At 61.9% G+C, this 11569-nt stretch carries 16 protein-coding genes and 1 pseudogene; 7 read left to right on the forward strand and 10 right to left on the reverse strand.

Going from position 1 to position 11569, the window contains the following annotated elements:
- Positions 1 to 17: 17 nt before the first annotated feature.
- Positions 18 to 221 (forward strand): annotated as a pseudogene (locus J2R76_RS00520) (transposase); the annotation flags it as partial.
- A 77-nt stretch (positions 222 to 298) separates the two neighbouring features.
- Complete coding sequence (locus tag J2R76_RS00525; protein WP_253623583.1) at positions 299 to 502, forward strand: transposase; 204 nt, start codon at positions 299 to 301, stop codon at positions 500 to 502.
- A 258-nt stretch (positions 503 to 760) separates the two neighbouring features.
- Here the strand turns inward: J2R76_RS00525 and J2R76_RS00530 are convergent, their stop codons facing one another.
- From J2R76_RS00530 to J2R76_RS00540, 3 genes are read right to left on the reverse strand one after another with little or no spacing between them, the layout of a single operon-like run.
- Positions 761 to 2332: an IS66 family transposase gene (locus J2R76_RS00530; protein ID WP_141343446.1), complete on the reverse strand. Its 1572-nt coding sequence runs from the start codon at positions 2330 to 2332 to the stop codon at positions 761 to 763.
- A 52-nt stretch (positions 2333 to 2384) separates the two neighbouring features.
- Positions 2385 to 2738, reverse strand: a complete 354-nt coding sequence (tnpB, locus tag J2R76_RS00535) for an IS66 family insertion sequence element accessory protein TnpB (RefSeq protein WP_076834308.1) — start codon at positions 2736 to 2738, stop codon at positions 2385 to 2387.
- Positions 2719 to 3192, reverse strand: a complete 474-nt coding sequence (locus tag J2R76_RS00540; RefSeq protein ID WP_253625971.1) for a transposase — start codon at positions 3190 to 3192, stop codon at positions 2719 to 2721. Before J2R76_RS00540 ends, tnpB (J2R76_RS00535) begins: the two co-directional genes overlap by 20 nt.
- Positions 3193 to 3296: 104 nt before the next feature.
- On the opposite strand from J2R76_RS00540, the gene tnpB (J2R76_RS00545) reads away from it, so the two are divergent.
- From tnpB (J2R76_RS00545) to J2R76_RS00565, 5 genes are all read left to right on the forward strand, one after another.
- Positions 3297 to 3452 carry an IS66 family insertion sequence element accessory protein TnpB gene (gene tnpB / locus J2R76_RS00545; RefSeq protein ID WP_256520261.1) on the forward strand — a complete coding sequence of 52 codons (156 nt, stop codon included), beginning with the start codon at positions 3297 to 3299 and terminating at the stop codon, positions 3450 to 3452.
- Between the two features lie 255 nt (positions 3453 to 3707).
- Positions 3708 to 4130 (forward strand): transposase, encoded by a 423-nt coding sequence (locus J2R76_RS00550; RefSeq protein WP_247280258.1) that lies wholly within the window; start codon positions 3708 to 3710, stop codon positions 4128 to 4130.
- On the forward strand, positions 4124 to 4477 hold the full coding sequence (tnpB, locus tag J2R76_RS00555) for an IS66 family insertion sequence element accessory protein TnpB (protein ID WP_011931031.1): 354 nt from the start codon (positions 4124 to 4126) through the stop codon (positions 4475 to 4477). Before J2R76_RS00550 ends, tnpB (J2R76_RS00555) begins: the two co-directional genes overlap by 7 nt.
- Before the next feature lie 51 nt (positions 4478 to 4528).
- The gene (locus tag J2R76_RS00560) at positions 4529 to 6094 is read left to right on the forward strand and encodes an IS66 family transposase (protein WP_253623584.1); all 1566 of its coding nucleotides are present in this window, start codon (positions 4529 to 4531) and stop codon (positions 6092 to 6094) included.
- The gene (locus J2R76_RS00565; RefSeq protein ID WP_253623585.1) at positions 6091 to 6693 is read left to right on the forward strand and encodes a plasmid pRiA4b ORF-3 family protein; all 603 of its coding nucleotides are present in this window, start codon (positions 6091 to 6093) and stop codon (positions 6691 to 6693) included. Before J2R76_RS00560 ends, J2R76_RS00565 begins: the two co-directional genes overlap by 4 nt.
- 14 nt (positions 6694 to 6707) lie before the next feature.
- Here J2R76_RS00565 and J2R76_RS00570 read toward each other — a convergent pair whose 3' ends face one another.
- From J2R76_RS00570 to J2R76_RS00600, 7 genes are all read right to left on the reverse strand, one after another.
- Complete coding sequence (locus tag J2R76_RS00570; protein ID WP_253623586.1) at positions 6708 to 7628, reverse strand: tyrosine-type recombinase/integrase; 921 nt, start codon at positions 7626 to 7628, stop codon at positions 6708 to 6710.
- On the reverse strand, positions 7625 to 8557 hold the full coding sequence (locus J2R76_RS00575) for a tyrosine-type recombinase/integrase (RefSeq protein ID WP_253610414.1): 933 nt from the start codon (positions 8555 to 8557) through the stop codon (positions 7625 to 7627). Before J2R76_RS00575 ends, J2R76_RS00570 begins: the two co-directional genes overlap by 4 nt.
- A complete protein-coding gene (locus J2R76_RS00580) occupies positions 8554 to 8766 on the reverse strand; it encodes a tyrosine-type recombinase/integrase (protein ID WP_253623587.1) in 213 nt (70 codons plus the stop codon). The genes J2R76_RS00575 and J2R76_RS00580 overlap by 4 nt, the downstream gene beginning before the upstream one ends.
- Complete coding sequence (locus tag J2R76_RS00585; RefSeq protein WP_253623588.1) at positions 8703 to 9791, reverse strand: tyrosine-type recombinase/integrase; 1089 nt, start codon at positions 9789 to 9791, stop codon at positions 8703 to 8705. The genes J2R76_RS00580 and J2R76_RS00585 overlap by 64 nt, the downstream gene beginning before the upstream one ends.
- Positions 9792 to 9894: 103 nt before the next feature.
- Positions 9895 to 10026: an IS66 family insertion sequence element accessory protein TnpB gene (gene tnpB / locus J2R76_RS00590; RefSeq protein ID WP_253623589.1), complete on the reverse strand. Its 132-nt coding sequence runs from the start codon at positions 10024 to 10026 to the stop codon at positions 9895 to 9897.
- A gap of 11 nt (positions 10027 to 10037) precedes the next feature.
- Positions 10038 to 10388 (reverse strand): transposase, encoded by a 351-nt coding sequence (locus J2R76_RS00595; RefSeq protein WP_253606702.1) that lies wholly within the window; start codon positions 10386 to 10388, stop codon positions 10038 to 10040.
- 459 nt (positions 10389 to 10847) lie between these two features.
- The gene (locus tag J2R76_RS00600) at positions 10848 to 11501 is read right to left on the reverse strand and encodes a hypothetical protein (protein ID WP_253623590.1); all 654 of its coding nucleotides are present in this window, start codon (positions 11499 to 11501) and stop codon (positions 10848 to 10850) included.
- Positions 11502 to 11569: the final 68 nt, after the last annotated feature.

Here is an 11569-nt window from a genome sequence, read left to right on the forward strand (position 1 = left end):
ATTGAAGGCATGGGCGTATGACTGATGATACACCTACGCCGTCGAGACGGGCGCTCGACGTCATTGGACATTCCAGAAGCGGTGCCCAAGTCGAACGGCTTGAGGTGGTGGATACGGGCCGGCGGCGGCGCTGGTCGGAGGATGAGAAGCTCAAGATCGTCCTGGAGAGCTTACAGGCGCCGCGCCAGATCGCAGCAACCGCGCGGCGGTATGGCGTTTCGTATCCCTCCGTTGAGGGCCGCCTTGTTTGACGAACGCGATCGCTGCAGGTCCTAGGGGTAATCCTAGGAGAAGCGCTATGACGATTTCGAGGGCGGAGGTGATCACGTCGGTCGAGCGGCGGCGCCGCTGGTCGCAAGATGAGAAGGAACGGCTTGTTGCAGCGTCGCTGGAGCCCGGCGCCAATGTTTCCGAGGTGGCTCGCGTGGCCGGGCTTCATGTGAGTCATATCAGCTGTTCAGGTGGCGCAAGGAGCTTTGCAGGCACGGCGAAGCGAGCATAGCGCCGTTTGTTCCGGTCGAGATTGGGTCGTCCGCGCCACCGCGGGAGGTGGCCGAAGCGCCGTTGACGACGACGACGCGTCGACGCAAGAGCCACGGCATCATCGAGATTGATCTTGGTACCGGGCACCGCATCCGGGTCGATGGCGACGTTGATGGAGACGCGCTACGTCGTGTTCTCGATGTAAGCGCGATTTTCCGCGCACGTTGTCGGCCGCGATTTGACGGATGGCCTTCGTATCGGGGCGATGCTGAGCCGTTCAGGCAGTGGCCGCTTTGGGGAAGTTGAAGGGCAACAGGTCAGCGATATCGGCGTTGTCCACGCGCTGAGGCAACTCGGTGAGCACATGGCGCAGCCATGTTAACGGCTCGACACGTGAGGCGCGGCAGGTCAGCATTAGGCTGTAGACGACGGCGCTGGCCCTGGCTCCGTCGACGGTGTCGCTGAACAGCCAGCTTTTTCGGCCGGTGGCAAAAACCCTGATGTCGCGCTCCAGAAGATTGTTGTCGATCGGCATCCTGCCATCTTCGGTGTAACGCGTCAGATAGTCCCATTGGTTCCGGGTGTAAGATACGGCGTCGCCAAGCTTGCTGTCCGGCAGGACCTTCGGGGCGATTTGATCGAGCCACTCCTTGAGGGCGTTCAGGACAGGAATGCTGTGTTGCTGGCGGAAGCGACGGATGCATTGATCCGGCGTTTCGTCTCTGTCCGGTTTCTCGTCCCGCGCCTGCCTTTCAACCCGGTAGAGCTGCTCGAAGAACCGCAGCGCCTGCTCGGGCGGCCCGCCGCCCTTCTTTCTCGCTTTGAGGGCGTCGACAAAACGCCGCCGGGAGTGGGCCATGCATCCAATGTGGGTGGCCCCTTCCAGCGTGCGCCATGCGCTATAGCCGTCACTCATCACGATGCCACGGTAATCGCCGAGGAAGACCTGCGGGTGGATTTGGCCGCGGCCCGGCTGATAATCCAGAAGAACGATCGGCTCGTGACTATCCTTGCCGCTGCGATACGCCCACATGTACGATGTGCTGGTGGCCGCTTTGTCCTTCTCCTTGAGGACCTGAACCGTCGTCTCGTCGCCATGGATGAGAGGCTGCGATCTGAGCCGCAGCTTCAGGGCGTCATAAATGCGATGCAGATGCTTCTCGCTCGAGCCGATCACCCAGTGGCCCAAAGCGCCGCGGCTGACAGGAACGCCTGCGCGTTCGAAGGCCTGCGCCAAGCGGTAGAGCGGCGTGCCGTCGACATATTTGTGAACCAGCGCGAACGCCAGCGTCGAGGCCGTGGCAACGCTGCCCGGCAACGGCTGCGTCGGCATCGGCGCGGTCACGACAGGGGCGTTGATCCCGGTGCGATCGCAATGGCGGCAGGCATATTTGAAGCGCACATTCTGTAAAACCTTCGCCTTCACCTCGATATGAAGTTGCTCGGTGACAGCCTCGCCCATGCGATGCATCTGGCCACGGCAGCAAGGACACGCCTTCTGATCGTCGGGCAGGTCATACTCGACGCGCTCGCGCGGCAGGTTTGCCGGCAGCGGCCTGCGGCCGCGCTTCTTTCCCGTCGTGCTTTCGACCGATGGCAGACCCGTGTCCGGAAGTTCGGCGGTATCGTTCGTTTCGCTGCCGGCGTCATCCTCATCGGCGGCCTGCTCGGCTTCATTGAAGAGACGGTCGACGTGCTTTTCGCTGCGCGGCGCAAAACGATGCAGGCGTGCCAGCGCCAGTTCTTCCTCCAGCTTGACGACGCGCTCCGTGAGCTGACGATTCTCCGCCTCCAGCGCGGCAATGCGCGCCAACAGCACCTCGACACTCGGATTGCCGGTTCGATTCATCGGATTCTTGAATCTGAACCGTTCCGACGCGTCAACCGCTCAACTCAAGAGCTCAGCCGGCAACCTGATATTGCCGCACCGGATGACGGACCATCGCATCGATATCGATGCCGTCGAGGATCCAGTGCAACTGCTCGGTCGTAAGCCGGACGACCGCCTCCTGGCGGCGCGGCCATCGGAACTTGTCCTCGGTCAGCCGCTTCAGGACCAGCACAAAGCCGGACCGGTCGAAGAACAGCAACTTCATCCGGTCGCAACGGCGATTGCAGAACGCAAAAACCGCCGGCACAAACGGATCGAGCGCCATCGTCTCCTGAACCAGAACCGCAAGGCTGTTGATGCCAGCTCGGAAGTCGATCGGCTCACGGTGCAGATAGACCTGCAGGTCACCGCCCAGTCTGAACATGGCCCAGGGCTCCAATGATCGCCGTCAATGCATCCACATCCCCGCATTCCAGCGCGAGCTTCACGCCATTCGGCAGCGACGCGCTCACCTTGGCCGGAGAACAAAAAGCTGGAGACCCCTTGGATTCCGACCCACCCACTTCATCGCAGGTCGCCGGCAAATCCACCGCCTCCACACTGCCTTGCCGCGACAAACCCCGCTCGGCGGCCCCCTCAGGGTGAACCGGGATGAACGCCGAGGGTGACGACGACGGCGCCGACCTGGCCGCGGCGTCCTTCTTGATCCACTTCCGAAGCAGGTTCGCGTTGACCCCATGTTCGAGTGCAAGTCTCGAGACCGAAACGCCAGGCTCAAGGCAGGCCGCCACAAGACGCTCCTTCGATGTCGTCTCAAAGCGCCGGCGACCGTTCCGACCAACAAGCCTGACACGCAGTTTCTGACCATCGTCGCTCATCATGAGGTGTCCACCTATTTAAGTGGACACCTCATGCATCAGAGCACTCAAAACCAAAAGGTGCGGGGAAATTCGCGCTTACTTCTCGATGCTTTGGTCCGCCGATGATCCCAGTTCCCACGGGCGCGCGAGTGTGGCTCGCGACAGGCTACACGGACATGCGCCGAGGCTTTCCGTCGTTGGCACTCCAGGTGCAGGAGGTGCTGCGCAAGGACCCGCTCTTATGTGTCGGACGAGATTATGTGGCGGAGGCGCTCTAACGCCAGCCCGGGCCGGCCACTCAGGGTTTCTCCGCCACATAATAATCAGATGTTGGCCAGCAGCTGCAGGATGGTGTCGTTCGGCCGGAAGCGCGCGCTGCGGTCGCCTGAGACGCCCGCCTTCTCAAGTCCCCGGCGCATCATCTCGACATCCGCAGCGGCGTATCGTAAGCGTGGCGTTGAGGCCCTTGAGAATTTTTGTACTCAGTCCTGAGAGGACCGCTAGAAGAGTCATCTTCTGCAAGGGTGCTCACAATGGACGACCATTCGGACGACATAAGACGACCGTTGTCACCGCGTATCGAAGTGTACGCAGGCGCAGGTCGAAAGCGCTGGCCGGACGATTTGAAGGCACAGATTGCCGCGGAAAGCCTTGAGCCGGGGGCGATTGTCACAGATGTCGCGCGTCGCCATGGGTGCCGGCCCCAACAGGTGCACGACTGGCGGCGCCGGGCGCGTTTGGGCCAGTTGGTGCTGCCGGCTTCGGCGGACACGCTGTCGTTCGTGCCGGTGGTATCGGAATCGGCGCTACCGGCGGCCGCAGAGCCCACCGGGTCGCCGGAAGCAGCCGTTGTGACGGTTGAACTCCAGGGGGCACGCGTGGAGGTGCGAGGGACGCCTGGCCTTGCTGTGTTGAGTGATGTGTTCTTGGCGCTTCGACGGACACGTTCATGCTGACGCCGCCCGCGAGCCTCATGATTTACGTGGCGACGCAACCTGTGGACTTCAGAAAAGGTGCGGAGGGCTTGGCGCTGTTGGCGAAGGAGACGCTGGGCCATGACCCGATGAAGGGCGTGGCGGTGGTGTTCCGTGCGAAGCGCGCCGATCGGGTGAAGATTGTCGTCTGGGATGGCAGCGGCCTTGTGATGTATTGGAAGCGGCTCGATGGCAGCGGCTTCAAATGGCCTCCTATCGTGGCCGGCGTGATGCGGATGAATGCCGCCCAGCTGTCCGCGCTTCTGGCCGGCATGGATTGGACGCGGATGCACGCGCCTCGAATCCCGCAGCCGAAAGCACTTGCGTAGGACATAAAATCTTCGCTGCATCGGGGCGCGAAGCATGGCAGACTTGGGCCAATGAGTGATTTGCCTGATGAGCTGCCGAGCGATCCAGCCGAGCTGCGTGTCTTTGCCGCGGCTCTGCTGGATCGCTGCGCCAGGCTCGAGCGGTTGCTCAAGCTTGCGAAGGATGCGCAGTTCGGTCGATCGTCGGAAAAGCTGGACGCTGATCAGCTACAGCTTGTTCTGGAGGACATCGAAGAGGCCGTCGCGACTCTCGAAGCAGCTGAGGATCGCGCCAATCCCAGAGCCCGCGAGAAGAGAACTGCCAAGCGCAGAGCCAACCGTGGTCAGCTTCCGGAGCATTTGCCACGCATTGTCGAAACGCTGATGCCGGCTGCAACCTGCTGCCCGTGCTGCAAAGGCGATCTCGTTGAGATTGGTCACGATGAGAGCCAGAGGCTCGACGTCGTTCCGGTGCAATACAGGGTGATCGTCACCCGCCGGCCCAAGCTTGCCTGCCGCGCCTGTCATGGCGTCGTCCTCCAGCACGCTGCGCCCGAGCGATTGATCAAGGGGGGACTGCCCACCGAGCGTCTCGTCGCGCATGTAATTGACGCCAAGTATCATTGGCATTTGCCGCTCTATCGTCAGGCGCAGATGCTGGCGACCCACGGTATCGCCATCGACCGTTCCACGCTCGCCTTTTGGGTCGGCTACGCCGCCCAGGAATTGAAGCCCTTGTGGCATCGTCTGCGCCAGCTTCTGCTCGCCTCTTCGAAGCTCTATGTCGATGAGACCCCGGCGCCGGTGCTGGATCCAGGGCGCGGCAGGACCAAAACCGGCTACTTCTGGGCGCTGTCACGCGATGACAGGCCCTGGGCCGGACCTGATCCACCTGGCGTGGTTTACGCCTATGCACCGGGCCGTGGGGCCGTTCATGGCTTGAGGCTGCTCGAGGGCTATCGCGGCATCATCCACTGCGACGGCTATCAGGCTTACAAGACCATGACCCGAGAGACGCGTGCGGACGCCCTGTCCGGGACGCTCGCCTTCTGCTGGTCGCATCTGCGGCGCCAGTTTGTGAAGATCGAGCGGGAGGCTGCGCCGGCGCCAGCTCCGGTTGCCCGCGAGGCCCTTGAGCGCATCGCCCTGCTTTACGCGGTCGAGAAGGCACTCCGCGGCCGATCTGCGGACGAGCGCCGCGCGGGGCGACAAGCGCATGCCCGGCCTCTGGCTACAGCCTTGAAGCAGTGGTTTGAGGCCAAGCTTGCTCACCTTGCGCAGAAGAGCGACACGGCGAAGGCCCTGCGTTACGCGCTGCGTCATTGGGACGGCCTAACGTTCTACCTTGATGACGGGCGCATCGAGATGGACACCAATGCGGTCGAGCGAGCGATGCGGCCAATCAAGCTCAATGCCAAGAACTCCCTTTTTGCCGGTTGCGACGAAGGTGCCGAGAATTGGGCATTGCTGGCTTCGCTCATTGAGACCTGTAAGCTCAATGGCGTCAGTGCCGAGCACTGGCTCGCTGACGTTCTCGCCAAGCTCGTCAATGGTTGGCCTGCGGCGCGACTGGACGAACTGCTTCCCTGGGCGTCGACCTATACGATGCATACACACGATCCGAGGCTGGCGGCATGAGCCTGAACACGACCGCGGTCCGGATCAAGGTGACCCTCAAGGATGTGAAGCCGGAGGTGATGCGTCGCCTTGTCGTACCCGTCACCCTGCGCCTTGATCAGCTGCATCTGACGCTTCAGGCGGCGTTTGGCTGGACGAACAGCCATCTCTTCGAGTTCCTGGCCGGCGAAGGACGTTGGGGTATACCTGATCCCGATGGAGATTTTGGCCCTCAGCCCATCGATGCCCGCAAGACGCGGCTCTCTAATATCGTTCAGGAGACCGGCGCGAAGACGATCCATTATCTCTACGACTTCGGCGACAGCTGGGATCACGTGATCAAGCTTGAAAAGTGGTTCGACAACACGACAACGGAGGGACTTCCGTTCTTGCTCGAGGCCGCCGGCCGTTGTCCTCCGGAAGATGTCGGCGGTGCGCCAGGCTATGCTGAATACCTCGACGCCATCAGCGACCCCACCCATCCGGAGCACGAACATATGCGCCTCTGGGGCCCGGAGCAGTTCGATCCCAACGTCGTCGACCGGAAGGCGCTTGAGGCCGCGGTCAATGCGTTGTCCGACATATGGAAGCCGCGCCGGCGCACCACGCGCTCAAAATAGACGTCAAGCGCCAATCAAATGGGCCTCAGAGCTACGCTTACGGCGTATCGGTGGGTTGTGGCGACCTGAGCATGGCCAAGCCAAGCCTGGATCGTCAGGAGGTCCACACCTGACCGGAGAAGCTTCATGGCGAGGGAATGCCGGAAGATGTGCGGCGATATCGGCTTGCCCTCCAAGCTTGGCCTCGTGGACCCGGCCTGGGAGGCGGCACGCCGCACGATGTGTGTCGCGCCGAAACGCGTCAGGCGCTCGTTGTGAACCCCGACGAAGATCGGCCGCGGTTCATGATTGGCGAGACCGCGTTCGCTCAATAGGTCCGTCAGCGATCGCACCAGATCCTTAGGAATGGGAACGACGCGATCTCGGCGTCCTTTGCCATGAAGCAGCACCTGCGGGCGTCCTCGCTCCAACTGAAGGTCGTTCGCGTTGACGCCAGTCGCTTCGGACACGCGAGCGCCGGTTCTCGCCAAGAAGAGCAGAAAGGCCCGGTCGCGCCGGCCGCGGGGCGTCGTCTGATCAGGGGCTGCGATGATGGCCTCCACCTCGGCGTTGGTGAGATGATGCGTCACCTCGATGTGGGCCCGTTTGGTGGGGATCGTCAGAACCCGTTGGGCGACGCCGAACGAGGCGGGATCGGCGGCAGCGACGTGATGGAAGAAGGATCGGATCGCGGCTAATCGGGCGTTGCGCGTTGCGACGGAGTTGTTCCGCTTCTCCTCAAGCTCGTCAAGAAAGGCGAGAACAAGGTCCCGATCGAGATCCTCAAGGGCCAGCGCCGCCGGCTTCTTCCCCAAATGGGCGGCGGCAAAGAGGATCAGCATGCGCAAGGCATCGCGATAGCTGGCTAAGGTCGCGGAGGTCGCGTTGCGCTGCTTGGTCAACCGGCGACGAAAGTACGACTCCAGGAGCGGCGCCAGCAGGAGGTGTTCGTTCATGCCGCGCCTCCGTCGAGGAAGGCGCGCTCAGCCGCGATGGCGAGGAGATCCGACGAGCCGGTGAGGTAGTAGGCTGTGTCGCTATAGTTGGCGTGGCCGAGGTAGGTGGCGAGTAAGGGCAGCAGCGCTTGGACGTCTGCGCGCTGTTGGTGCCACAGCCTGAGCCTGGTCACCGCGAACCGGTGCCGGAGATCGTGCGGTCGCAGAGGCTTGCCATTGTCAAGACCCGCGAGCTTGCGGACCTTAGCGAAGTTGCTTTGCAGGCCGGTCGCCGACAGACGGCAGCCTCGCGAGCTGAGGAAGAAGGCCTCGCCTTTGGGCCTGGGAAACACGGTGTCGCGCTCACGGGCGTATCGACGAAGGGCTGCCTGGGTCGTTGGGTGAACAGGAATCAGGCGGTCTTTACGGAACTTGGTTTTACGGACGAGGACGATCCCGTTGGTCAGATCGACGTCGCCGCGATCAAGGCTGACCGCTTCGCCCGATCGTAATCCCGTGCTGGCCAACAATCCGATTAGCGTCGCCATCGTACGGCCCCTGAGAGGGTTCCCTGGCGAAATGAAGCTGCATGCGTCGATAAGCGACGTCAGCTCAGCCTCACTTAGGATGCGCGGCGGCGGAATCGCCCTGGACCGCGGGAAAGCTTTGCGCTCCAAGACCTCGGTCTGGGGGGCGTAGAGGACCAGGTACTCGTAGAATCGGCGGAGCACGCCGTGACGGACCGCGCGGCTGTCGGCGGCGCCACCGAACGATAGGACGAAGTCCAGCGCCATCGTCCGGGTGGCGGGCGCACCCAGCTGAGATTGCTCGACGTAGCGAACGAAAGCCCGCAGCGTGCCGGCTTGCTTGTTGAAGGCGTAGCCGAGGGAGCGGCGCAGCTCGATGTAGCGCTCGACCTTGTCGCCGAGGAATGCGGCGAAGGCAGTCATGCGGCGCCTCCCGGAAAGGGGAGCGCGACCTCAGCGAGCTGCGAGGCCGCGACCTTCACGTACAGCGCCGTTGTGTTGATGCTTCGGTGCCCTAGAAGATCGGCGACCTCGTTGATCGGCCTTCGTCGCCCGACGAGCTGGGTGGCTAGACTGTGGCGCAGGAGATGTGCGCCTCCGACGCGACCGAGCTCGATCCCACCATGCTGCAACCGCTCCGCACGATCCTTGAAACAGACGACGCGTACTTGAATGGTCCCACGGGCGGCGTGAAGGACAGGAACAGATGCTTACTATCGACCTTCGGTCTAGCCCGCAGGATATAGTCGGCGACCGCGGCGCCGGTCTCCTCGATGAGCGGGGCCACTCGGTCACGCTTGCCCTTGGTGCGCCGGACAAAAAACTCACCAGCTCGCCAGTCGATATCCCGGTGCTGAATAGCGCGTAGCTCGCCGTTGCGAATGCCTGTGGTGGCGAGCAACAACAGAACAGCTCGATCGCGAAGGTCGATCGGCGTCACCTTGCCGATCGCATCGATGGCGCGGCGAACATCATCCCACGAAAGCCGGGGCGGTAAATGGGCCAGTCGCCAATATGGCGTTCTTGGAACGATGGGAGCCAGATCCTGCTCGTGGTGACCACCCCAATGCAGAAAGCGGAGAAACGTTCGGATGTGAGAGATCGCCGCCGTGCGAGTGCCGGAGGTCGCCGAGAGCGACAGCCGATACTCGACAGCGGCAAGGACATGCTCTGCCGTCAACGCCTCGAGGTCTTGGCCAGGATGGCGATGGTGGAGCCAATCCAGAAAGCGCCGTGCGCCCAAGAGAACGCCATCGCGGGACCTTGGCTCAAGGCCTCGTACCCTGCTCAGATAGTGAGAAAAGGAGCGCAAAAGCGGAGCGTCCGGATCATCGACTACAATGGGCGTCGAAGCAATGAATCGTTCGGGCGCCACCCGTCGCGCGTGTTGGATCGCAGACACTGCCGCAATCCGTGGTGAGTCCGTGGTGAATGTGCATAGATAGCTATCGACGATAGCTTCGCCGATCGGCCGTGAACCGCAATGTGCTGCAGCAAAACGGCCGAACCGCGCGATCCGGCTCAGATAAAGCTTAGCGGATGCTTGCTTGTAACCGAGCGAGAAAAAGTGCCCCGCGATGCGATCCATCTCGGCGCCGAGCGCCCCGTCACGAAGGCGTTTAAGCACCCCGCGGTACGAAAAATAGAACTCGAGCATTGTGCCCCTCCGGCGTTACGGCGCAGGGGGATCCCGCGTCGCCACGAGGGGCACGAAATATTATGTGGCGGAGGAATCCAGCCGTGGCCGGCCCGGGCTGGCGTTAGAGCGCCTCCGCCACATAATCTCGTCCGACACATAAGAACGGATCTGAGCCGGCATCGCGCACCAGCGCAACAAGGCCATCCATACCCTTGCGGAAGTCGACTGGATGGCTCGCCAGGAACACCTTCATGCCGGAGGGGATCATGCCGAACGGACCGCCCGGATCACCCGCTGCAACTGCGCCTCGTCGACGTCCACGCCGGCGCGCACGATCACCTCGCCAATGGCAATCTCGATCACCGCGCCTGCCACAGGCGCCACCACACCCTCGCAACTCGAGTGCCGTGAGCGATAACGCCGCCGCTCGGCCCGAGCGTCACGGCGCCAGGCGAACAGCTGCGACGGGTGAATGCCGATCCGGCGGGCGATCGCCGAGACGCTCGCGCCAGGCTCCAGCGCCTCCATCACGACTTGGGCCTTAAACTCGTCCGACCAGCGTCGGCGAAGCTGCCGCGGCGCTCCCTCAAGACGGTCGGCGACCGCTTCGATCATATGGAAGGTTCTAGTTCCAGAACTAGGCGCAGACATAGAAGCTCACATCGGCTCACAAACTTAGCAGCCGATAGCCGATCGTTCACCCCCTCCGCCAGACGGGGTCTCCTTGCCGCTTACGACGAGGCGGCCGACGAATTCTTTAAACTCGCGCTTGACTGCGGCGTCCAGCTCGATTGGGCGCAATATATCCATTACCATGTCAGCAAAAATGAGCGAGCACGATAGTTCATGAACACTTCAACAACATGCCATCTTTAGCTGATAAATAGCCACCGGGCCGGTCGTTCGCATATCTTAGGAAACTGCGGGCATCGGTCTGCGCAGGCAACTCGACTGCGACATGATCGGATAGCGTATCGCGCGACGGCCGGTTTCATGAATGATGCGATCAAGGTAGATAATCCGGGATGCTCTGACTGGGAGAAGCTCCGCATCCTGGACTAGAAACGGTATCCGTCAGAAGTAAAGAAAACCGCGCCGACTGGCGGTTTGATCAAGATGAAAGTCTTGCTCTATGCTCAAAAAACCTGTGACCAGCCCGGGAATGAATAGCTGATAAACTCGGCGAGCGGCGATCTCATTCTGTTGCGTCATCTTGACCGGCGGACCGCCATTGTTTGTTTTCGTTACTACCGTATCGGCAAGACCTCGCCACGCTAGCAGCCGCGCATTTGCTCGGGCGCGGATCAATATTGTCACGTCGCTCCATTCCGGCGGCACCAGGCAGAGGTAGCGCAGCGCCATGCCGATCGACAAATCATGCGCTTGTGCGAAGCTGACGAGCTTTTCGAAAGCGCCTCGCTCCAACCACCAGGAACCGACAGCGACGCGATGCATCCCAGCGCCGACACTACCAAAGCGATAAAGCTTTTCGCCGGGTACAATCTCGAAAGGGGTCGGCGCCATCATGCCGCCGGTCTGTGCATAGGCCAAGACGTTTCCCTGCAGATCAACAATAGCGTTGGATTTGCGCAAATCGACGCCGGCAGCCATCATGCGACTGCTCGGATCGTGGAAGGCTACTTGATTTCCAAAAGCCACGACGACCTCCTCTTCTTCTGCACAAGTCCTCGCCGAAGGCGCAAAGAGCGAATTCGGCGGTTTCAACATGCCTTGTCTTTGAGCGCACCCACTCGCGACAGCTTACTGACCGCGGGTAATCCTAGCTTCAATCATAT

The organism is Bradyrhizobium sp. USDA 4532, assembly GCF_024171315.1.
Classification (GTDB): Bacteria; Pseudomonadota; Alphaproteobacteria; order Rhizobiales; family Xanthobacteraceae; genus Bradyrhizobium; species Bradyrhizobium australafricanum.

Coding starts and splice junctions, on each gene's coding strand:
- J2R76_RS00525 (WP_253623583.1), top strand. CDS start 299: ATGACGATTTCGAGGGCGGAGGTGATCACGTCGGTCGAGCGGCGGCGC.
- J2R76_RS00530 (WP_141343446.1), bottom strand. CDS start 2,332: ATGAATCGAACCGGCAATCCGAGTGTCGAGGTGCTGTTGGCGCGCATT.
- tnpB (WP_076834308.1), bottom strand. CDS start 2,738: ATGTTCAGACTGGGCGGTGACCTGCAGGTCTATCTGCACCGTGAGCCG.
- J2R76_RS00540 (WP_253625971.1), bottom strand. CDS start 3,192: ATGAGCGACGATGGTCAGAAACTGCGTGTCAGGCTTGTTGGTCGGAAC.
- tnpB (WP_256520261.1), top strand. CDS start 3,297: ATGATCCCAGTTCCCACGGGCGCGCGAGTGTGGCTCGCGACAGGCTAC.
- J2R76_RS00550 (WP_247280258.1), top strand. CDS start 3,708: ATGGACGACCATTCGGACGACATAAGACGACCGTTGTCACCGCGTATC.
- tnpB (WP_011931031.1), top strand. CDS start 4,124: ATGCTGACGCCGCCCGCGAGCCTCATGATTTACGTGGCGACGCAACCT.
- J2R76_RS00560 (WP_253623584.1), top strand. CDS start 4,529: ATGAGTGATTTGCCTGATGAGCTGCCGAGCGATCCAGCCGAGCTGCGT.
- J2R76_RS00565 (WP_253623585.1), top strand. CDS start 6,091: ATGAGCCTGAACACGACCGCGGTCCGGATCAAGGTGACCCTCAAGGAT.
- J2R76_RS00570 (WP_253623586.1), bottom strand. CDS start 7,628: ATGAACGAACACCTCCTGCTGGCGCCGCTCCTGGAGTCGTACTTTCGT.
- J2R76_RS00575 (WP_253610414.1), bottom strand. CDS start 8,557: ATGACTGCCTTCGCCGCATTCCTCGGCGACAAGGTCGAGCGCTACATC.
- J2R76_RS00585 (WP_253623588.1), bottom strand. CDS start 9,791: ATGCTCGAGTTCTATTTTTCGTACCGCGGGGTGCTTAAACGCCTTCGT.
- tnpB (WP_253623589.1), bottom strand. CDS start 10,026: ATGAAGGTGTTCCTGGCGAGCCATCCAGTCGACTTCCGCAAGGGTATG.
- J2R76_RS00595 (WP_253606702.1), bottom strand. CDS start 10,388: ATGATCGAAGCGGTCGCCGACCGTCTTGAGGGAGCGCCGCGGCAGCTT.
- J2R76_RS00600 (WP_253623590.1), bottom strand. CDS start 11,501: ATGTTGAAACCGCCGAATTCGCTCTTTGCGCCTTCGGCGAGGACTTGT.